General features: G+C 35.7%; 19 protein-coding genes and 1 tRNA gene. 6 read left to right on the top strand and 14 right to left on the bottom strand.

The window, feature by feature from the left end; translation table 11 throughout:
- Positions 1–244 precede the first annotated feature (244 nt).
- The 3 genes from gyrA (at position 245) to VLB74_RS04880 (ending at position 4,969) form a co-directional block, all read left to right on the top strand.
- Positions 245–2,800, top strand: coding sequence for a DNA gyrase subunit A (gene gyrA, locus VLB74_RS04870; RefSeq protein WP_325202337.1), 2,556 nt, complete (start codon positions 245–247; stop codon positions 2,798–2,800).
- A gap of 18 nt (positions 2,801–2,818) precedes the next feature.
- Positions 2,819–4,138 carry a tetratricopeptide repeat protein gene (locus VLB74_RS04875; protein ID WP_325202338.1) on the top strand — a complete coding sequence of 440 codons (1,320 nt, stop codon included), beginning with the start codon at positions 2,819–2,821 and terminating at the stop codon, positions 4,136–4,138.
- Positions 4,139–4,291: 153 nt separating this feature from the next.
- Positions 4,292–4,969 (top strand): hypothetical protein, encoded by a 678-nt coding sequence (locus VLB74_RS04880; protein WP_325202339.1) that lies wholly within the window; start codon positions 4,292–4,294, stop codon positions 4,967–4,969.
- A gap of 51 nt (positions 4,970–5,020) precedes the next feature.
- Here VLB74_RS04880 and VLB74_RS04885 read toward each other — a convergent pair whose 3' ends face one another.
- The 4 genes from VLB74_RS04885 to VLB74_RS04900 form a co-directional block, all read right to left on the bottom strand.
- On the bottom strand, positions 5,021–5,596 hold the full coding sequence (locus VLB74_RS04885) for a pentapeptide repeat-containing protein (protein ID WP_325202340.1): 576 nt from the start codon (positions 5,594–5,596) through the stop codon (positions 5,021–5,023).
- Between the two features lie 27 nt (positions 5,597–5,623).
- Positions 5,624–6,007, bottom strand: a complete 384-nt coding sequence (locus VLB74_RS04890) for a response regulator (RefSeq protein WP_325202341.1) — start codon at positions 6,005–6,007, stop codon at positions 5,624–5,626.
- Positions 6,007–8,364, bottom strand: coding sequence for a PAS domain S-box protein (locus VLB74_RS04895; protein ID WP_325202342.1), 2,358 nt, complete (start codon positions 8,362–8,364; stop codon positions 6,007–6,009). Before VLB74_RS04895 ends, VLB74_RS04890 begins: the two co-directional genes overlap by 1 nt.
- Positions 8,365–8,477: 113 nt before the next feature.
- Positions 8,478–8,551, bottom strand: a tRNA-Arg gene (locus VLB74_RS04900).
- 73 nt (positions 8,552–8,624) lie between these two features.
- Here VLB74_RS04900 and VLB74_RS04905 point away from each other — a divergent pair.
- Positions 8,625–9,137, top strand: a complete 513-nt coding sequence (locus VLB74_RS04905) for an adenine phosphoribosyltransferase (protein WP_325202343.1) — start codon at positions 8,625–8,627, stop codon at positions 9,135–9,137.
- A gap of 18 nt (positions 9,138–9,155) precedes the next feature.
- Here the strand turns inward: VLB74_RS04905 and VLB74_RS04910 are convergent, their stop codons facing one another.
- Positions 9,156–9,296, bottom strand: coding sequence for an SsrA-binding protein (locus VLB74_RS04910; RefSeq protein ID WP_325202344.1), 141 nt, complete (start codon positions 9,294–9,296; stop codon positions 9,156–9,158).
- 168 nt (positions 9,297–9,464) lie between these two features.
- A complete protein-coding gene (locus tag VLB74_RS04915; protein WP_325202345.1) occupies positions 9,465–10,211 on the bottom strand; it encodes a hypothetical protein in 747 nt (248 codons plus the stop codon).
- 326 nt (positions 10,212–10,537) lie between these two features.
- On the opposite strand from VLB74_RS04915, the gene VLB74_RS04920 reads away from it, so the two are divergent.
- Positions 10,538–11,182 (top strand): hypothetical protein, encoded by a 645-nt coding sequence (locus VLB74_RS04920; protein WP_325202346.1) that lies wholly within the window; start codon positions 10,538–10,540, stop codon positions 11,180–11,182.
- 140 nt (positions 11,183–11,322) lie between these two features.
- Positions 11,323–11,574 (top strand): 4a-hydroxytetrahydrobiopterin dehydratase, encoded by a 252-nt coding sequence (locus VLB74_RS04925; RefSeq protein WP_325202347.1) that lies wholly within the window; start codon positions 11,323–11,325, stop codon positions 11,572–11,574.
- An 88-nt stretch (positions 11,575–11,662) separates the two neighbouring features.
- On the opposite strand, the gene VLB74_RS04930 is transcribed toward VLB74_RS04925, so the two are convergent.
- The 8 genes from VLB74_RS04930 to VLB74_RS04965 form a co-directional block, all read right to left on the bottom strand.
- Entirely contained in the window at positions 11,663–12,664 is a 1,002-nt protein-coding gene (locus VLB74_RS04930; protein ID WP_325202348.1) for an AAA family ATPase, read from the bottom strand.
- The gene (gene pnuC, locus VLB74_RS04935) at positions 12,657–13,286 is read right to left on the bottom strand and encodes a nicotinamide riboside transporter PnuC (RefSeq protein ID WP_325202349.1); all 630 of its coding nucleotides are present in this window, start codon (positions 13,284–13,286) and stop codon (positions 12,657–12,659) included. The genes VLB74_RS04930 and pnuC overlap by 8 nt, the downstream gene beginning before the upstream one ends.
- 205 nt (positions 13,287–13,491) lie before the next feature.
- Positions 13,492–14,616 carry an ABC transporter permease gene (locus VLB74_RS04940; protein ID WP_325202350.1) on the bottom strand — a complete coding sequence of 375 codons (1,125 nt, stop codon included), beginning with the start codon at positions 14,614–14,616 and terminating at the stop codon, positions 13,492–13,494.
- Positions 14,613–15,719: an ABC transporter permease gene (locus VLB74_RS04945; protein WP_325202351.1), complete on the bottom strand. Its 1,107-nt coding sequence runs from the start codon at positions 15,717–15,719 to the stop codon at positions 14,613–14,615. Before VLB74_RS04945 ends, VLB74_RS04940 begins: the two co-directional genes overlap by 4 nt.
- Before the next feature lie 28 nt (positions 15,720–15,747).
- Positions 15,748–16,491, bottom strand: coding sequence for an ABC transporter ATP-binding protein (locus VLB74_RS04950; RefSeq protein WP_325202352.1), 744 nt, complete (start codon positions 16,489–16,491; stop codon positions 15,748–15,750).
- Complete coding sequence (locus tag VLB74_RS04955) at positions 16,481–17,437, bottom strand: ABC transporter ATP-binding protein (protein ID WP_325202353.1); 957 nt, start codon at positions 17,435–17,437, stop codon at positions 16,481–16,483. Before VLB74_RS04955 ends, VLB74_RS04950 begins: the two co-directional genes overlap by 11 nt.
- 3 nt (positions 17,438–17,440) lie before the next feature.
- A complete protein-coding gene (locus VLB74_RS04960; protein WP_325202354.1) occupies positions 17,441–18,343 on the bottom strand; it encodes an HlyD family secretion protein in 903 nt (300 codons plus the stop codon).
- Positions 18,344–18,359: 16 nt separating this feature from the next.
- On the bottom strand, positions 18,360–19,112 hold a 753-nt coding region (locus VLB74_RS04965), incomplete at its 5' end, for a TolC family protein (protein WP_325202355.1).

A 19,112-nucleotide genomic window follows, 5' to 3' on the forward strand; every position in this document is an offset into this window, starting at 1 on the left:
AATTTACTAATTCTGTAAAGGCTGTGCAAAAATCATACCTGACAAAATAGCTTCCACTGATATTGCTAATAGACGAATAAAAATTGAGAAATAAAAGATAAAATTGCAGGTTTTTTTAACTTTTTAGGTCTTCTTGAGTGTTAATAAAATAGCTAAAATTGTCAATAAAATACTGTATTGTTACTGTAAAAATGTGTATATTGGCACGTTTTGAAATAGCTATAATTTTTTAATATAAATACTTATGTCTGAAGGAGAAAAGTTAATTCCTATTAACATTGAGGACGAAATGAAATCAGCTTACATCGATTATTCGATGTCTGTAATTGTATCCAGAGCGCTTCCTGATGTTAGAGATGGCTTGAAACCAGTACACCGAAGAGTTTTATTCGGGATGTATGAATTAGGAGTATTATCCAATAGAGCGCATAAAAAATCAGCGAGAATTGTAGGGGAGGTTCTTGGTAAGTACCACCCGCATGGAGATAGTTCAGTTTACGATGCCATGGTTCGTATGGCACAAGAGTGGAGTTTACGTTATCTTATGGTAGACGGTCAGGGTAACTTCGGTTCCGTAGATGGTGACAGTCCGGCAGCAATGCGTTATACGGAGGCCAGAATGAAAAAGTTCTCCGAAGAGATGCTTGCCGATATCGATAAAGAAACAGTTGATTTCCAGCTAAACTTCGACGATACACTGGAAGAGCCGAAAGTAATGCCAACCAAAGTTCCGAACTTATTGGTAAACGGAGCTTCGGGTATTGCAGTAGGTATGGCGACCAACATGGCACCTCACAACTTAACTGAGGTAATTGACGGTACTTTAGCTTATATTGAAAATACCGATATTGAGATTGATGAGTTAATGCATCATATCAAAGCGCCTGATTTCCCTACCGGAGGTATTATTTACGGTATGGATGGTGTAAGGGAGGCTTTTAAAACCGGTCGTGGACGTGTGGTAATGCGTGCCAAGGTGAATTTTGAGGAAGTTGATGGACGTGAATCTATTATCGTTACTGAAATTCCGTATCAGGTGAATAAAGCAAGTATGATTAAGCATACCGCTGATTTAGTAAACGAAAAGAAAATTGAAGGAATTTCAACCATTCGTGACGAATCCGACAGAAATGGTATGCGTATCGTTTATGTACTGAAACGTGAAGCGGTACCGAATGTGGTGTTGAATACCTTATATAAGTATACGCAATTGCAGTCGTCTTTCAGTGTGAATAATATTGCATTGGTAAACGGACGTCCGCAAATGCTGAATTTAAAAGATTTAATTCATTATTTCGTAGAGCACCGTCATGATGTGGTAACCCGTCGTGCGCAGTTTGATTTACGCAAAGCGGAAGAAAGAGCACACATTTTAGAAGGTTTAATCATTGCTTCGGATAATATTGATGAAGTAATCGCTTTAATCAGAGCTTCTAAAGATGGAGACGAAGCAAGAGGTAAGTTAATAGAGCGTTTCAATTTATCAGAAATTCAGGCTCGCGCGATTGTTGAAATGCGTTTACGTCAGTTAACCGGTCTGGAACAGGATAAGTTAAGAGCGGAATACGACGAAATCATGAAATTGATTGCTTATTTGAAAGAATTATTGGCAAGCAAAGAAATGAGAATGCAGGTAATCAAAGACGAGTTAGCTGAAATCAGAGATAAATATGGTGATGCCCGTCGTTCACAAATTGAATATGCCGGAGGTGATGTAAGTATCGAAGATTTAATTGCCGATGAACAGGTGGTAATAACCATTTCTCATGCGGGTTATATCAAACGTACGCCGCTTTCTGAATATAAAACACAGAACCGAGGAGGCGTAGGACAAAAATCGGCCGGAACCCGTGACCAGGATTTCTTAGAGCATATGTATGCGGCTACAAACCATCAGTACATGTTGTTCTTTACCCAAAAAGGAAAATGTTTCTGGATGCGTGTGTATGAAATTCCGGAAGGAAGTAAAACCAGCAAAGGACGTGCAATCCAGAATCTTATCAACATCGAAAATGACGATAAGGTAAAAGCGTTTATCTGTACACAAGACTTAAAAGATCAGGAATACATCAATAACCATTATGTAATCATGGTGACCAAACAGGGTCAGGTGAAGAAAACATCTTTGGAGCAGTATTCGAGACCGCGTGTTAACGGAGTAGCCGCAATTACGATTAAAGAAGACGACGAATTATTAGAAGCAAAACTAACAACAGGAAACAGTCAGGTATTGATTGCTGTGAAGTCCGGTAAGTTGGTACGTTTCGAAGAAGAGAAAACCCGTCCGATGGGAAGAACGGCTTCCGGAGTACGCGGTATTACTTTAGCTGACGAAAAAGAGGATGAAGTAATCGGAATGGTTTCAATCGACAGAGATCATGTAAACGATTCACAGATTTTGGTAGTTACGGAAAACGGTTACGGAAAACGTACCAAAGTAGTTGATGAAGACGGAGAAGATGTATATCGTATCACTAACCGTGGAGGAAAAGGAGTTAAGACTTTAAACATTACCGAAAAAACGGGGGCGTTAATTTCAATTAATAACGTTACTGATGAAGATGATCTGATGATCATTAACAAATCCGGATTAACAATCCGTATGAAAGTTTCTGATTTACGTATTATGGGACGTGCAACGCAAGGGGTTCGTTTAATTAATATTAAAGGAAAAGACGGTATTGCGGCAGTTTGTAAGGTAATGCGTGAAGAAGAGGAAGAAACAGATGTAGCTGACGAATTTGTTGGAGAAACAGATGATGTTTCAACTTCTTCAGAAGAAACGGATATTCAAGAATAACCAAAACAGAATTATAAAATGAAAATTAAATACGTATTATTAGCATCTTCATTGATGCTTTCAGCAGCTTCTTTTGCTCAGAAAGACGAGTTAAAGGCTTTGAGGAAATTATACGATAAAGATGATTTATCGTCTGATGATATTTCAAGTTACAAAGCCAATGTAAATAAATTGGGCAGCATGTCTGGTTTAGCGGAAGCAGATCAGGTATACCTTAATTTTTATAAAGGAGTGTTACCTTTAGCGGAATTACAGGCTGCCATGACTAAAAATCCGAATGATATTCAGGCGATGACAAAACATCTGTCTCCAGCCAATATCAATTTGATGGCTAATTCATTTAATGAAGTATTGGAATTTGAAAAGAAATCGGGTAAAGAAATTTATACAAAGGACATTAAGGAGATGATCGGAGGTTTTAAACCGATGATGCTGCAATATGCTTACGGCTTAAATCAGGCATCAAAGTTTAAAGAAGCATCTCAAGTATTTGCGGCGGTCTATAATCTTGATAAATCAGATCCTTCGAATTTATACAATGCTTCTCTTTTAGCGGTTCAGGTTCAGGATTATGATAATGCCCTTAAGTATTATGAAGAATTGAAAAACATAAATTATACCGGAGAAGGTACAATTTATTATGCTGTAAATAAAGCAAGCGGTCAGGAAGAGCCTTTTGGATCCTTGGCTGACAGAAAGAAAGCAATCGGTATGGGAACCCATGAGAAACCGAGAGATGAGAAAATTCCATCCAAAAGAGGAGAAATCTATAAAAATTACGCTTCAATTTTATTGGAAAAAGGAAGAGCAGACGAGGCTAAAAAAGCAATTGCTGAAGCAAGAACTCTTAATCCCGATGATACTGATTTGATTTTAGCAGAAGCAAATCTTTATTATGAGGCTAAAGATATGGTAACTTACAAAAAACTTATCAATGAGGTTATTGCTAAAAAACCAAATGATCCTGATTTATATTTTAATTTAGGAGTCGTAAGTACAAACACCGGTGAGATTGAAGAAGCAAAAAAATACTATGAAAAAGCTATTGCAATCAATCCTAAATATTTCAATGCTTATAATAATTTAGGAGCCTTGTGCTTATCAGGTGATGACAAGATTGTTAAAGAGATGAACTCTTTGGGAATGACACCAAAAGAAAGCAAACGCTACGATGAGTTAAAAGCAAAACGACAAAAGATGTTCTCAAGTGCCATTCCTTATTTTGAAAAGGCTTTGGAGTTAGAACCTCAAAATGAAGGTGTAAAGTCAATATTGCTGAATTGCTATCAGGTTTTAGAAATGGATGCAAAATACAAAGCCCTTAAAGCAAAAAAATAAATTAAAAAGCCCTCATTATTGAGGGTTTTTTTATTATTTTAATAATAAGGTATTGTTTATTTAAATTTAACTAATCTTAACGTTTTTTACATTAATTTTAAGATTGGAACGGTTCTTGATTTATTATTTTTGGAATAATTAAAAAATGAAAATGTGAAATTTTTATACTTTTTAGCAGTGTTAGTGCTCTTTTCACTTCAAGGGTTTGCACAACCGGATAATGGTAAGAAAACCGTTGTGATTCCGCGTATGAAAGATCCGGAAGTAACGGTTAATCCGTTGCCTGCAAAAGCAGATATGACACGTTTTCAGCCTATGGATTTCAGTGATTCGGTTTTGGATAAGGACAAGCCAATCACTTTTCCAAAAGAAGGCACGTCAACAGCTCAAATAGGACAGAAAACGGATAAAAAACCAGAAAAGTTTATAAGTCCTTATGACATTCCGAAAAATGCAATGCCTAAATCCGAAGGAGATGTAAATTCAAAAGATTTTAGAAGGAACCAGGATTTTGGGGAAATCAGAACAAAAGGGAATAGTGTCAAAATTCTTTTAAGAGATTTTGCAGCTATAGATGGTGATGTTGTAAAAATATCGGTAAATAATATTGTTTTTAGGGATAGAATCTCTTTGGAGGGCTATCGCAATACCGTTGAAATTGGTCTTGTTCCAGGATTCAATAATTTTGAAATTGAAGCGTTAAATGAAGGGACGAGTTCGCCAAATACAGGTGAGTTTATTTATCTTGATGATAAAGGAAATGTTTTATTAGCTGAACAATGGGACCTTTCAACCGGATTTAAAGCAAGGTTATTAATTATCAAAGAATAAAAATTTATAACTCCAATATAATTTGGAGTTTTTTTATAGTCTTCAAATGACTTAATCCTTAATAACAAGATTGTATTTAGTAAGCAATCCTTTTATTCCTTCCGAAGAAAATATCGCTTTTTTTAGTTTGGTCTTTTCCGGATCGATATTGAAATCGAAACTGGAATAAAAATCGGTTTTTTCACAATTGGCATCCGTGAAAACGGCCAAACGAAGGTTGCAGTTGTCGAATAGGGCTTCGGTCAAATCGGTTTTCATGAAATCCACGCTTACCATGCTGCAGTTTGTAAAACTGATTCGTTTCAGTTTTAAGGCATAAAATTGCGAATAATCAAGTAGCGAGTTGTTAAAGTGAAATTCATGCAAAATCTGATCGGTCATGGCGAAATTCACAGAAGTAAAATCACAGTCGTTAAAAACAGCATTCCGCATTCCGATATGACCAACTTTAGCTTCCCTGAAATTACAATGATAAAAGGTACAGTCAATAAAAACAGTTCCTAAAAAATTGCAAAGCGTGAAATCACAATGGTTAAAGGTGCAGTTTTCAAATTCCTTGAACTTAATTTCGTATTCTGCGAAAATGTTGTTTCTGTATTCTTTATCGTAAATAAAATCGGCATTCATTGTAGTGGGTTTGAATGCAAAGATAGATTATAATTCGGCGGCTATTGTTTTTAATTTTTCAATATTCATTGGTTTGCTGAGAAAGTCTTTTACGCAAGGATAGTTTTTGGCTTTCATTTTATCCTCAAAAGCAATGGAAGAGCTGGCAATGTATATGGTTGCCTCTTTATCAAAGTTTTTTTCAATAAGCAATAGTTGGTTCAGAAAATCCCAGCCGTCCATTTCAGGCATTTCAATATCAAGGAGGATAATATCCGGAATGTCTCCCGTATTTTCAAAATAGGAAAGCGCTTCACTGCCATTTACAAAAGACTTGCTGTCGTTGAAAAGTGATGTTTTTTCAATCAGTTTTTTTGTTACAAGCTGATAAATCGGATCGTCATCGATTATGCAAATACGTTTTTGAACCATTATCTGAAATATATTTTAAAAGTTGTTCCTTTGTTTAATGTACTTTCCACTTCAATTTTTCCTTTCATGGCATCAATCTGGTTTTTTGTCATGAAAAGACCGATACCACGTGATTCCGGATTATTTGTAAACGTTTTATACATTCCGAAAAGTTTGTTTCCATTTTTATCCAAATCAATTCCTATGCCATTATCCTTTATTTCAAGTACTTTGTAGTTTTTTTGGATATGAAAATTCAGTTCTATTTTCGGATTTCGGTCCGGATGTTTGTACCGGATTGCATTAGAAAGGAAATTGAGAAGGATACTTTCAAGATAAGCAGGATTGAAGTTTACTACGGCTTCATGAGGAATATTGTTTATGATTTCAGCTTCATTTTTAATAATCTGATTTCGCAAAACCTCCATAGTTTTTTTAAAAAACGTGTTTAGGTTCAGTTCCTCAATTATCGGGTTGATATCGGTTTGAATGGATACTACTTCATTTAGGTTATCCATGGTTTCGTTTAGTGTTTCCGAAACGGATTTCAATAACACTAATAATTCTTTTTTTTCATTTTCATCTTCACTCATTTCAATCAGGTTGATAAGCGATTCAATGTTGCTGGTATGCGAACGCAAATTATGTGAAACGATGTGTGAGAAATTCAGCAATCGTTTGTTTTGTTCGGTAACCAGCGTAAGCGAATTGTTAAGGTCGATTTCAAATTGTTTTGATTTTGTAATATCGATTAAAATTCCCCTTAATTTAATAGAATCTTCGCTTTCATGATAGATACTGACAATGTCCCGCATCCAAACAGTGTTCCCGTTTTTGGAAATCATACGGTATTCAGTGTCGAAGGGTTTTCTGATTTTTGCATTGTCAATACTTTGTTTGATTACCCAATCCCTGTCATCCGGATGGATTTTTTTTCTCCAGAAATATGGATCGGCAAGCCATTCTTCGGGAGTATATCCCAGGATTTCTTCAGATTTTTTGCTAACGTAAGTTAGACCGGGTTCGACAGAATTTCCTTCCCAGACAATCCCATCAATACTGTCGATGAGATCTTTGATTTTCTTTTGCGATTCGAGAATAAGTTTTTCAGCTTCTTTTCTTTGATTGATATTTTCAACGATGGTTATGTGGTTGCTCGGTTTTTCATTTTTTTCCCAAAGAGGAGAAACCGTAATATTGACCCAGTTGATTTTTCCATTTTTGTCAAAATACCTTTTTTCTGTGGAATATTGATTGATTTTACCGCTTCTAAGGCGTTCCATATTCTCTAAATCAGCTTCTAAATCGTCAGGGTGAGTAATCATCATGAAATTCATGTTCTTGATTTCTTCCTGGCTGTAGCCGATTAGTTCGCAGAATTTCTCATTGGCATCAATGAACGTACCATCAATAGTATTATTATGGGTGATGCCTAAACCGGCGTGATCAAAAATGGATTTAAAAAGGGATCGGCTTCGGGTTAATTTCAAAGTTTGTTCTTCAACTAATTTTTGTAGCTCCGACGGTTTTTTTAATAACATGGTTACGAAAAGTCCGCAAAGAAGGCTCAATAAAAAAGAAATGAACACAACAGGCATAAAACTCCAAAAAATAACCGATTCGTTTTTTGGGATGATATACAAATTCCAATCGCCTTCCGGGATTTCAACTTTTTGATAATGTTTTTTTGAGAAATCGGATTTATCGGCAAGGAAAAAATCTTCTTTATGGGTTTCCGGATTAATTTTTGAAAGTTGAAAATAATACTTATCACTTTTAAATGACCCGATTCCGGTTGATTTGATAAAAGTGTCGAATTTGAAAATTACGGCGGAAAATCCCCAGAACCTTCCTTTTTTGTATACAGGTAAACGTCCAATAATAGCCAAACCTCCCTGTTTTAATTCTAATGGTCCGGAAAAATAAATAGCTTTGGTAGCAATTGCCCTTAATGCTGCTTTTCTGTGTAATGGATGATGAAGGATGTCAAAATCGATTGCAGCCTCGTTTCCTTTTAATGGATAAGTATATTTGATGACGCCTTTGGGAACCAGTTGTACAGCATTAATGGATTTATAAGTCGCCACCAGATTTTTTGCGATATCCTCAAAGTTTTTTGGGTTTCCGGAATCGTCGATTGACAACGCTAACGAAATTGTAGCCCCGTAACTGTTTTTTAAAGTCTGCTCAACATTTTGCTTGATTACATTCAAAATGTAATGCATGTTGTGCTCTTCGTTTTCCCTTATGACTTCATATCGAAAGTAAATAGTCAGATTTAAAATGGAAAAGAGTATGATAAATACAAGGGTTCCCGAAAGTTTTGGGTGAAGTATGAACCAATTGTCTAAAGCGTTTATTTTCTTTTTAAGCCCCACTCACAATCGTTTTAGAATATAAATATAACTAATTTCACATAATTATTATTAAATTAGAGTTTTAAATGAGGTAGATAGGGAAAATGAAAAAGCCCACCATTGGTGAGCTTTTGTGACCTCGACAGGATTCAAACCTGTAACCTTCTGAGCCGTAATCAGATGCGCTATTCAGTTGCGCCACGAGGCCTTGTTTTAACGAGTGCAAATATAGGCATTATTGTATAACTTGCAAATGAAATTCAATATAAATTTTAAAAAATATGGGTTTAAAAGACTACATCCGTGATATTCAGGATTTTCCAAAAAAAGGAATTGTTTTTAAAGATATAACGCCGTTATTATCGAGTCCGGAAGGTACTAAAGAATGTTTGTCTTTGTTAATCAGTAGTTTAGATGGGAAGAAGGTTGATAAAGTAGTAGGAGTGGAAAGTAGGGGGTTTTTCTTTGCTACGCTTTTGGCGAACGAATTAAATGTGGGTTTTGTTCCGGTACGAAAACCAAAAAAATTACCATTCACGACAATTTCGGCTTCGTATCAGCTTGAATATGGTACAGACACTTTGGAAATCCATACCGATGCTATTAAAAAAGGAGACAGAATTTTGATTCATGATGATGTTCTGGCATCGGGAGGAACAGCAAAAGCCGTTTGTGAATTGGTTGAGAAATTGGGAGGGGAGGTTGTTCAGTGTAATTTCCTGATGGAACTGACTTTCCTTAACGGAAGAAAAAAAATAGAAGGCAAAGAGATTTTCGCAGCAATGACGTACTAGTTTAGTTTCAAATTACAATTAACCTAATGCTCTTACGGTTACATAATAACGATAGGCGATTATTGCTTTCTGCCACTTTTTTGCTCTTCCCAAATCAAGGCGCTGTTTTGTAAAACTAGGTAAAATAAATTTGTTTATTCGGGCTAATATTTTGAACATAAACTCTTAATTTTTACAAATATAGAAATTAAGATTACATTTCTGTACCAGATCAATTATGGCTTAAATTGTGGGATCAATTGACTGCGTCAACACTTTTTTGTTGGCATGCCGTTTATTCTGGTGATTCCGCGTCGGAATATTCGTTGATAAAATTACAAACCGGGATTACAGATTATCCTTTAAATCACCTCTTTCTCCTTCAATCCATCTTTGAAGCATTACTCTTTCAGATGGAGCTTGATGTGTTCCACCTGCTAAAATATCGAGAAACGTGTCCCAAAGATTTTTGTCCTCGCTAAATTCTTTTTTAAAAGTTTCAAAAGTTTTCATATAGTCTTCTTCATATTTTTCCGCTTCTTCAAAACTGTAACTTTCAGGGATGTGAGCCACAAGAATTTCAGTGAGCTTATGTATTTCTTTTGGCGTATATTTTTCCATCATTTGAAGTTCTATTTCACAAGCTTTGGCATGTGAAACAATTAGGGGTAAGATTGTATCTTCAAAATTACATACGTCTTTTTTCCAATGTACATGCTGGCTTTCAGGAAGTATTTTGAATCCTAAATCTTCCTGTTTTTTAATTGTTTTTTCCAACTTATTCAAATAGAAATGAAACTGATTCCATAATTCTGATGAATCAGATCTGTCATGGTTTTTGACTTTTTCTTTAGCGGAATTTAGTACATCGTTTATACCCTCTAAAGAAAGATTTACTTCCTTTAGACCTTCCTTCCATTCTTCCTGTAATTTCGGAGAACTATGAGCTTCAATTATCACTAAAGCATTTTTGTTCAACTCATCCAGGTTTTTCTCTATTTGAAGCATTTGAGTATAATGCTTTTCCAAAGCGCTGTTAAAATTTCTTATTGACAGTAGGGCTCTGAGTTCTGAGTGGTATGGTCCATTTTTCATGATTCCTCTGTTTTTTAGTATTTATTAACCGGTCTTCTTTGTACTATCAAATTTACGACGAAAAAATGATTTTTATGGTTGTTAATTTGTTTATTATCAGCGATATATGTGTGTGTAATATGCGGTATTAATTTTGATTTTTTCTATAATTAAACTGCTTCTGATGCCGTTTTTTGAAACAAAAAATCAGTAATAGAAGTATGAAAAAATTACCAAAATTGGTGAATACGGAATTGGAATGAAATGGTTATGTTTGAGAAATTAAAACAGACAGTAATTACATTGTTGGTTTGTTTTGATTTGAATGAAATTGTAAAACTTTGTCTATGAAAAAAATCTTTTTTCTACTTTTAATTTTTGCCGCTTGCAGTAAAAAGAATACTGTTCAAAAACCACAAAAAACTGATCCTAAAACAACACATCTTAATTCAATAAAGGAAGAAAAATTAATTTTAGATGACAGTCTTTACTATGACTTGCAAAAAGCTGAAGTAATGGATCAAAATGACATCCTGTTCAATGGAAAACTCACGCGTTATTTTAATCTGAAAGAATTTGAAAACGTTTTCGGAAAGCCTGATAGTCTGATTCTAATGTCAAAAGAGGAACCTTGTAATTATGAATTTGAAAATGAGGATGGCAGTAAAGATTTAGAAGATAAATATATTTATAAAGACGGATCAAGATTTGAAAATTCAAAAGATAAAGTTGCTGTTGACGAATTTAAATTTACGGATAAGAACTTTATTAACTACAGAGGCATCATAATGAATGCAAAAACAACAAAAAATGATTTAAAAAAGTACTTTCCGTATGCAATAGAAAACATTGGAATACTTGATGTTTATGATGAAGGACCACTGGAAGTAATTACGTTGAGAGAAGATGCTGAAAATAATTCAGAAGGGCACATTATGATTTTTTTCAAAAATGACAGACTTTATTTGATGCATTGGTGGTTTCCGTGTTAAAACAAAACTCCTAAAAATTTCAGTTTGTAACTAACGTGGTAATCAAAAAGGTTAAAGGACAAAAGTAATATCAGTACCATTTCCCAACACAATTTTGCGTAACTTTAAGTGATAAAAACAATAAGTTAAAATGAAAGCTTATGACAACAAATAATAACGCTGAATGGATAGAAGAAAACAACAAGCTTTACAAAAGTTTTCTTTTCAATGATTTTTCTCAAGCTTTTGGGTTTATGACTAGAGTTGCATTGATAGCCCAGCAACTTGATCATCATCCAACCTGGACAAATACATGGAATAAAGTCGAAATCTGGCTGTCGACTCACTCCGCAGGAAATGTAGTTACAAGTAAGGATCGTGAATTAGCGTCAAAAATTGACAGTTTGGTTTAAATCGAGAAGCTGAACTTACTCTGATTGTTGGTTACCCGAATGTCAGGTAGAGTGACGTTCAGATTAAGCAATCTAAAGTAATACCATTCTACTTAAGGTATTTTCTATTATTCTTTTTTATTAGCCGGTTTATAATTGCTACTGCTTTTTCAAATCGCTGTTCCCAATTCCCGTTTATTTCTATAAAGTCAATATTGTGTAGTTTTAAAATTTCTCGGTGAGATAAATCCAATAAGTTTCTGTCTGTTTCATTCAAGCGGGTTCCGTCCTGTACATATTCCACATCATTATTGAGATAAAGGTATAAATCAGCTTTATTAGAATTGTAGATTTTATTATCTACTTCAAGTTTCTTGTCAAATAGGTAATTAGCGTAAGATTTGGTTATGTGAATATCTGTGTCAATAATGACAAGTGGACTTTGTTCTAAAACAGCTGTATCAATCTTCTTGGCTTGTTCTATGGCAACATTATGTAAGTCATCAAATTCAAATGAGTTGGAATTGGCTATTAAGTCCCTGCCGGCTTCTTTTACTGAACTACAATTAAAATATTGGGCAAGTTTTTCGGTTAATGTAGTTTTTCCTGTGCTTTCAGTGCCAAGCACAACAACTTTTATAGCAAAGTCGGGTTTTACACTATTGGGTAAAAATTTCCAGTTAGTAAAAAGGTCCTTCCGTACTGCAGTAGCCGAAACGGGAAACTGTTGTTTGGGAATGTCAAAAGCAATATGTTCTATTTTCATGAAAGAAGCTACATAATTTCCGTATGCTTCTGAAGTAATCACCAAATCATAATCAGGGAAAAACGCTTTGAATTTTTCCGACCATACCTTTGAAACTTCTTTTGAAGATTCAGAAGTATTAGGTAGTTCACTTTCTAAATAATTGTAAATTCTTATTTCAATTTTTTTATTTGTTTCAAAAGTTTTTTGAATCCAATTTTGCCTTGTTTTAGCAGGAATATTTTCTCTATCGCTACAACAAATTAACACTGTTAGAAAATCACATTTTGTCAAAGCAAATTTTATCATTGCTTCGTGTCCTTTGTGAAAAGGTAGAAATTTTCCAAATACAAATGCTTTAACCATTATTCAACTGCTTTTTCCAATTTAACAAGCCATAAGTTGCTAACCCAAGAAAGATAAGATATTCTAATGCTAAAAATAGGATACCTTTTTTAAAGAATAAGAATACGCAGATTATATCCACTAAAATCCATAAATGCCACGTTTCTATTTCTTTTCTGGCAAGCAAAATGGTCGCAATAATGCTCAATACCATTACGAATGAATCCACATAAGGGAATGAGGCTTGCGTTTTAAAATATTGAGGTAAATACATGTGAATATTAGCGAATAGAAAACCTGCGACAATTGTTCCTATAAAAATCGTACTTGCAATCCAAAGTTTTGTTTTGAAGCTGACTGAAATAATGCTGTTTTGCTTCGGTTTATGTTTCCAATTGTACCAGCCGTAAAGAGTCACTACGAAAAAATAAATCTGCAAAAACATATCTGCATAAAGTTGTACTTGAAAAAATAAAATGAACAGAAACAATTCATTGATTATTCCAGTTGACCAAGTAAGAATATTGGCCCTTGATGCAAAATAAACAGATAAGAATCCGAATAATGTTCCAATTAATTCAATATAACTGATAGGATAAGCGCTTACTTCAAAAGCAATATTGTTTATGTCGAAAAAGGTCATTTTAAACTTTTGAGTTTTTTGAGGTCTGTCCTGTTTTAAAATCAGACACAGTACAAGTCCGTTTAAAAAAACACTTTTAAGCGAACTTTTCTTCAAAAATAAATATTTAGAGGAGAATAATTCCTTTTGAAAATAATTTTATCAAGTCCGATATAATGGGAAGTTTCTCGACTTTGTTTTCAGTTGATAATCAAGACCTATTTTCCTAATTGGTTTTTCTGTAATTATAAATAGCCAAACCATTTAGTATAACAGCAAATCCTAACAGGTAAAGAAGTTCAATTCCTACTTGATTCAATCCGCTTCCTTTTAGGACAATCAGTCGGACCACTTTTATAAAATGGGTAACCGGTGTGAAGTTGGAAAATGCTCTTGCCCAATCCGGCATACTGTCAATGCTTGTAAAAAAACCGCTCATCAGCATGAAAATCATCATAAAGAAAAATGCAATAAACATTGCCTGTAGCTGTGTGTCTCCAAGTGTTGAAATAAACAATCCCATGCCTAACAATGCAATTAGGTAGACTGCTGCAAACAAATACAATACGGCAATATTTCCTTTTGGAAAAATACCGTATACCACATACATCACGATCAAACCCACGGTAAAAACAATCATTCCCACAATCCAGAACGGAATGAGCTTACCCAAGATAAACTCCCATTTTTTAATAGGGGTTACGTTAATTTGCTCTATCGTGCCAATTTCTTTTTCCCTGACAATGTTTAGTGCCGTTATGAAACCGCCAATCAGTGTCAGCAGTAAAACCAGGATACCGGGAACCATGTAGTATTTGTACTCTGCCCGCGGATTATACCAATTGGAATTGGCAATATCCAGCGTTGCTACCGAGCCTGAAATCATAGTTGCTGGTGATTTGATGTTTATGTCAAGATTCCGATTGAAATCTGCAAGCACCGAAGTGAGATAGCCACCACCAAGAGAAGATTTGGTTCCGTTGATTGCATCTGCGGTAACGTTCACCTCTTGTTTGCCTTCCCTTACTAAATTCCGTTCAAAGCCGGCGGGGATTTCCAAAATCAAATCGGCTTCGCCTTTTTCAATCATTTGCAATCCTTCTTTGTAGGAAAGCGGACTGCTTACAATCTGAAAATAACCTGATGAGGCGATTTTGTTGATAAGCTTTTGGGAATAGGTACTGTGGTCGTGATCTACATAGGCTACGTTGATGTTTTTTACTTCAAAATTGGCTGCCAACGGCAAAATGATCAACTGAATAGTGGGTACTGCAAACATCATTGCTAATATTATCTTATCCCTGAATATCTGGCGAAATTCTTTCTGTAATATGAACCTTAATACTTTCATGACAACCTGATTTTAAATTTTTTCAAGGCGATCGTAAGCAGCAGTACAGACATTCCTGCCAGTACCAGTGTTTCTTTCCAGACATAACTGAAACCAAGTCCTTTCAGCATTACGGCTTTTACAATTGCATAAAAGTATCTCGAAGGTACTATGTGAGATATCACCTGGAATATCCATGGCATATTTTCTATCGGAAACATAAATCCGGTAAATAATAAAGTAGGTATCATCATCCCCATCATGGATATCAGCATGGCAGTTTGCTGGGAGTTGGTAACATTTGAAATCAACAAACCCAGTGAAAGACAGGTAATAATGAACAAGATGCTTTCGGCAAAAAGTAATAGCAGGCTGCCTTTAATTTCAATTTTCAACAGAAATACGGAAAGCAAAAGGATGATAATAAAATTGATTAGCGACAATACCAGATAAGGAATTGCTTTTGCTATTAAGACCATTATAGGTTTGAAGGGCGATACCAGCAATATTTCCATTGTGCCCAATTCTTTTTCCCGCACAACTGAAACTGATGTAAGAGCTGTACTTACTATCATGAAAATTAGAGCAATGACTCCGGGAATAAAATTTAAGGAACCGTTTTGTTCTTCATTGTAAAGCATCCTTAACTGTGGTACAATTTGGTACTTCGGTTTTATATTAGGATTAAGTTCCTGCAGATAATTATTTAAGATCGCCGATAGATAGTTGGTTAGAATAGTTGCTGTATTCGGATCGGAAGCATCGGCAATAATTTGTATTTGTGCTCCGCCGGTACGATAGAGGTCATTGCCAAAATTGGAGGGAAAAATTAAAGCGCATTTTATACTTCCGTCTTTAAATCGGTTTTCAATAGCTGCATAGTTAATTACGGGGTCTTTTACATGAAAATAAGAACTGGTTTTTATTCTGTTGATGATTTCCTGTGAACGAATATCATGGGCATTATCCTGAATAGCAATACCAATATTTTTCACTTCACTGCTCAATGCAAATCCGAAAAGCACTATTTGCACTATCGGAAGCCCAAATAGGATGAGCAGGGTTCTTTTATCCCTGAAAACATGGTAAAATTCCTTGCGTATAAATGCTAATAACTGTTTCATTTTTCAATTATCAATTGTCCATTGTCAATTAATCGGATGATCTTTTCGCACCACGTGCCAGTTGAACAAAAACTTCGTCCATCGAATGGGTGTTAAACTGTTTTTTCAAATTCGAAGGACTGTCCATCGCCTCTACACGGCCATCGACCATTATGCTGATGCGGTTGCAATATTCCGCTTCATCCATATAGTGCGTGGTTACAAATACAGTGATACCGTTTGCAGCCGCTTCATAAATCATATCCCAAAACTGTCGTCTTGTAATGGGATCTACACCTCCCGTGGGTTCATCCAGAAATACGATTTGGGGACGATGAAAAATAGCGACCGAAAATGCTAATTTCTGCTTCCATCCCAAAGGCAATGAACCCACCATTTTTTTAGCTTCATTTTCTAATCCTAATGTAGTGACGAGCTCCTGACTGCGAACTTTTATTTCCGACCGGGAAACGCCATAAACTCCGCCATAAAACTCAATGTTTTCGAGAATGGAGAGATTGTCGTACAAAGAAAATTTTTGACTCATATAGCCTATATTCCGTTTGATTTCTTCCCGTTGTTTATAAACATCAAATCCTGCAACCATTGCTTCGCCTGATGTAGGATGAGACAAACCGCAAAGGATCCGTATAGCCGTTGTTTTCCCTGCACCATTGGCACCAAGAAATCCGAATATTTCACCCTTGTCAACATCAAAGCTTATGTTGTCTACGGCTTTAAAATCGCCAAATCTTTTGGTGAGATTTTTACAGATAATTACTTTATTTTCCATCTGCAGTTTCTTTCAATTCTTTTATGTTGCTACGTTCCTTCATTAAGCGGATGAAACTGTCTTCAATAGTAGGTGTTATTTTTTTTACTTCTAATCCTTCGGGGCTGTGTTTACCGGTAATTTCCTTTACTTTTTGTTCGCTGATATCGTTTGAAACAAATGTAAGGTGCAGAAATTCTCCAAAAGCATAACAACTTTCAACTGCGGCATCAGATCGCAAATCCTTTAGCAGCTTATAAATATTATCGGCCTTAACAGCAAATAAAGGCTTGGGAAAGTTTTGAACAATATTCCCGGGTTTGTCAATAGACATTATTGTTCCGTTCTGAAGCAGCGCAATACGGTCGCATAATTTGGCTTCGTCCATATAAGGTGTCGAAACGACAATCGTAATATTTTGATCTTTCAGCTTGTACAACATTTCCCAGAACTCTTTACGTGAAACTACATCTACACCAGTAGTCGGCTCATCTAAAAACAATACTTCGGGTTTGTGGATCAAGGCACAGCACAAGGCTAATTTCTGTTTCATACCACCCGAGAGTTTTCCGGCTCTTCTGGTTTTGAAGGGTTCAATCTGCACATAAATGTCTTTAATCAAATCGTAGTTTTCTTCGATGGTGGTGTTGAATACCGTAGCGAAAAAGTTCAGGTTTTCCTCAACGGATAAATCCTGATAGAGCGAAAATTTACCGGGCATGTAGCCAACTTGTTGTCGTATTTGCTTATAGTCTTTTACTATATCGAATCCGTTTACAGTGGCCGTGCCGCTATCCGGAAGCAGCAACGTGGTGAGTATACGGAAAATACTTGTTTTACCTGCACCATCAGGACCTATCAAGCCAAACAATTCTCCTTTTTCAACCGAAAAAGAAACATCGTTCACGGCTTTTATTTCGCCATTGTTGTAGGTTTTGACAATATTGTTTAACTGGACATCTATCATGTCTTACTGAAATTTTATTTCACCATACATCCCGATTTTGTAAGTGCCGTCATTGGCAACTTTTACTTTTATGGCATAGACCATATTGGCTCTTTCGTCTTTTGTCTGAATGGTTTTTGGGGTGAATTCGGCTTTATCATTTATCCAACTGATAGTCCCCGTGGTTGTTTTAAAACCCCCCTTACCATCATCAACGGACACGTTTACTTTCTGATTGATTTTCACCTGGGATAACTGGTTTCCGGTGATGTAGGCACGAAGGATGATAGTGGACAAGTCGGCTATTTTATACAATGGTTTTCCTATAGCGGCCATTTCATAGGTATTGGAGTATTTAGTCAAAACCGTACCATTGACAGGACTGGTAATGTTGCATTTATGTAATTGGTCTTCAATCTGTTGCAACTGAATTCCTACGCCGCCACCTTGCTCGTTCAGTGTAGAAGTGGTAGTGGATAGCGAGCTTTTCATGGCATCAATTTTCGACTGGAGCACTCTAATTTTAGTATTCGCATCGTCCAGTTGTTTTTGGGAAGCTACATCGCCTTTTACCAATATTTCGATTCTTTTTCTATCACTTATCGCGCTTGCTTTTTCTCTCTCCAGAGATTGTAATTGAACATTGATATCCGGACGTCCTGATAAAATTGACTTTTGATTCTTCATCAGTTGGAGTTTTGATAAATGTAGCTGCGTACTGTCGATGTAGCCAATCTGCTGACCCTCTTTGAGAATATCGCCTTCGTTGATGTTCAGTGCGAGTATTTTTCCGTTGGCTTCGGCAGAGACAATCGTTTCTGTCGCTTCAAAAGTTCCGGAAGCATCAAATTCTTTATCCTTATCATTGCATGAAGACAGTATAGAGCCAAGTAGTAAGAGACTTATGGTGATGTGTTTACTTGTCATTTTATCTGATGTTAAATTAATTTCCGTTGATTGTTTTGTGGTTGTACATGCTCATTAATAGCTGAACATTGTGCAATGCCCTGTTGCTTAACGCTTCACTTTCTTTATTCAAGGAAGTTATTACATCATTCATAGAGCACATTCCGGCATCATATTTTGTCAGATAGCCTTTTTTAATGGCAGTTTTAAGGCGGATAATTTCATCATCTTTAGCAATAATGGCTTTATGTTTTTCAATATCGCTTGATGCCTGATTCAGCTCCAGTTTGTTGTTGAACAAAAAAGTCTCCTGCTGGTTGGTGATTTTTTCCATGCGGATTTTATCCAGGTTTTTATTGTTGGAGCTTCTGAAAATTCCATCGGTGTTCCATGATGCACTCAATCCGACAACGGCCAGGCTGTTAAACTTTGATGATCCGAAATTAATACCCGGCTCCAGTAAAACACCCGCGCCAAGCAATCCTATTTTCGGCATATTGCTTACTTTGTTCATAGCAGATTGTGCTTCGACCAATTTTAACTGATTGGCATATAGGTTTAATTCAGGTCGGTTATTATCAAGAGTTTCAGATGAATACGATATGAAAGGAGTTTCCAATTTCACATAGTCGTTAAGTTTTTCTCCGATAAGCAGCGAAAGCATTTCCACGTAACCTTTGCGGGTATAATAGAACTCGATTTTCTTTTGTTCGACATTTAATACCTCGGCTTTTACTTCATCCACATCGGTTTGGTACGCAAGACCATTTTCCTTTGACAACTTAATTTT

It is taken from the genome of Flavobacterium sp. (assembly GCF_035456225.1).
Lineage (GTDB): Bacteria > Bacteroidota > Bacteroidia > Flavobacteriales > Flavobacteriaceae > Flavobacterium.

Coding starts and splice junctions, on each gene's coding strand:
- VLB74_RS04920 (WP_325202346.1), top strand. CDS start 10,538: ATGAAAAAAATCTTTTTTCTACTTTTAATTTTTGCCGCTTGCAGTAAA.
- VLB74_RS04955 (WP_325202353.1), bottom strand. CDS start 17,437: ATGATAGATGTCCAGTTAAACAATATTGTCAAAACCTACAACAATGGC.
- VLB74_RS04945 (WP_325202351.1), bottom strand. CDS start 15,719: ATGAAACAGTTATTAGCATTTATACGCAAGGAATTTTACCATGTTTTC.
- gyrA (WP_325202337.1), top strand. CDS start 245: ATGTCTGAAGGAGAAAAGTTAATTCCTATTAACATTGAGGACGAAATG.
- VLB74_RS04940 (WP_325202350.1), bottom strand. CDS start 14,616: ATGAAAGTATTAAGGTTCATATTACAGAAAGAATTTCGCCAGATATTC.
- VLB74_RS04930 (WP_325202348.1), bottom strand. CDS start 12,664: ATGGTTAAAGCATTTGTATTTGGAAAATTTCTACCTTTTCACAAAGGA.
- VLB74_RS04925 (WP_325202347.1), top strand. CDS start 11,323: ATGACAACAAATAATAACGCTGAATGGATAGAAGAAAACAACAAGCTT.
- VLB74_RS04910 (WP_325202344.1), bottom strand. CDS start 9,296: ATGTTCAAAATATTAGCCCGAATAAACAAATTTATTTTACCTAGTTTT.
- VLB74_RS04890 (WP_325202341.1), bottom strand. CDS start 6,007: ATGGTTCAAAAACGTATTTGCATAATCGATGACGATCCGATTTATCAG.
- VLB74_RS04875 (WP_325202338.1), top strand. CDS start 2,819: ATGAAAATTAAATACGTATTATTAGCATCTTCATTGATGCTTTCAGCA.
- VLB74_RS04960 (WP_325202354.1), bottom strand. CDS start 18,343: ATGACAAGTAAACACATCACCATAAGTCTCTTACTACTTGGCTCTATA.
- pnuC (WP_325202349.1), bottom strand. CDS start 13,286: ATGACCTTTTTCGACATAAACAATATTGCTTTTGAAGTAAGCGCTTAT.
- VLB74_RS04885 (WP_325202340.1), bottom strand. CDS start 5,596: ATGAATGCCGATTTTATTTACGATAAAGAATACAGAAACAACATTTTC.
- VLB74_RS04915 (WP_325202345.1), bottom strand. CDS start 10,211: ATGAAAAATGGACCATACCACTCAGAACTCAGAGCCCTACTGTCAATA.
- VLB74_RS04905 (WP_325202343.1), top strand. CDS start 8,625: ATGGGTTTAAAAGACTACATCCGTGATATTCAGGATTTTCCAAAAAAA.
- VLB74_RS04950 (WP_325202352.1), bottom strand. CDS start 16,491: ATGGAAAATAAAGTAATTATCTGTAAAAATCTCACCAAAAGATTTGGC.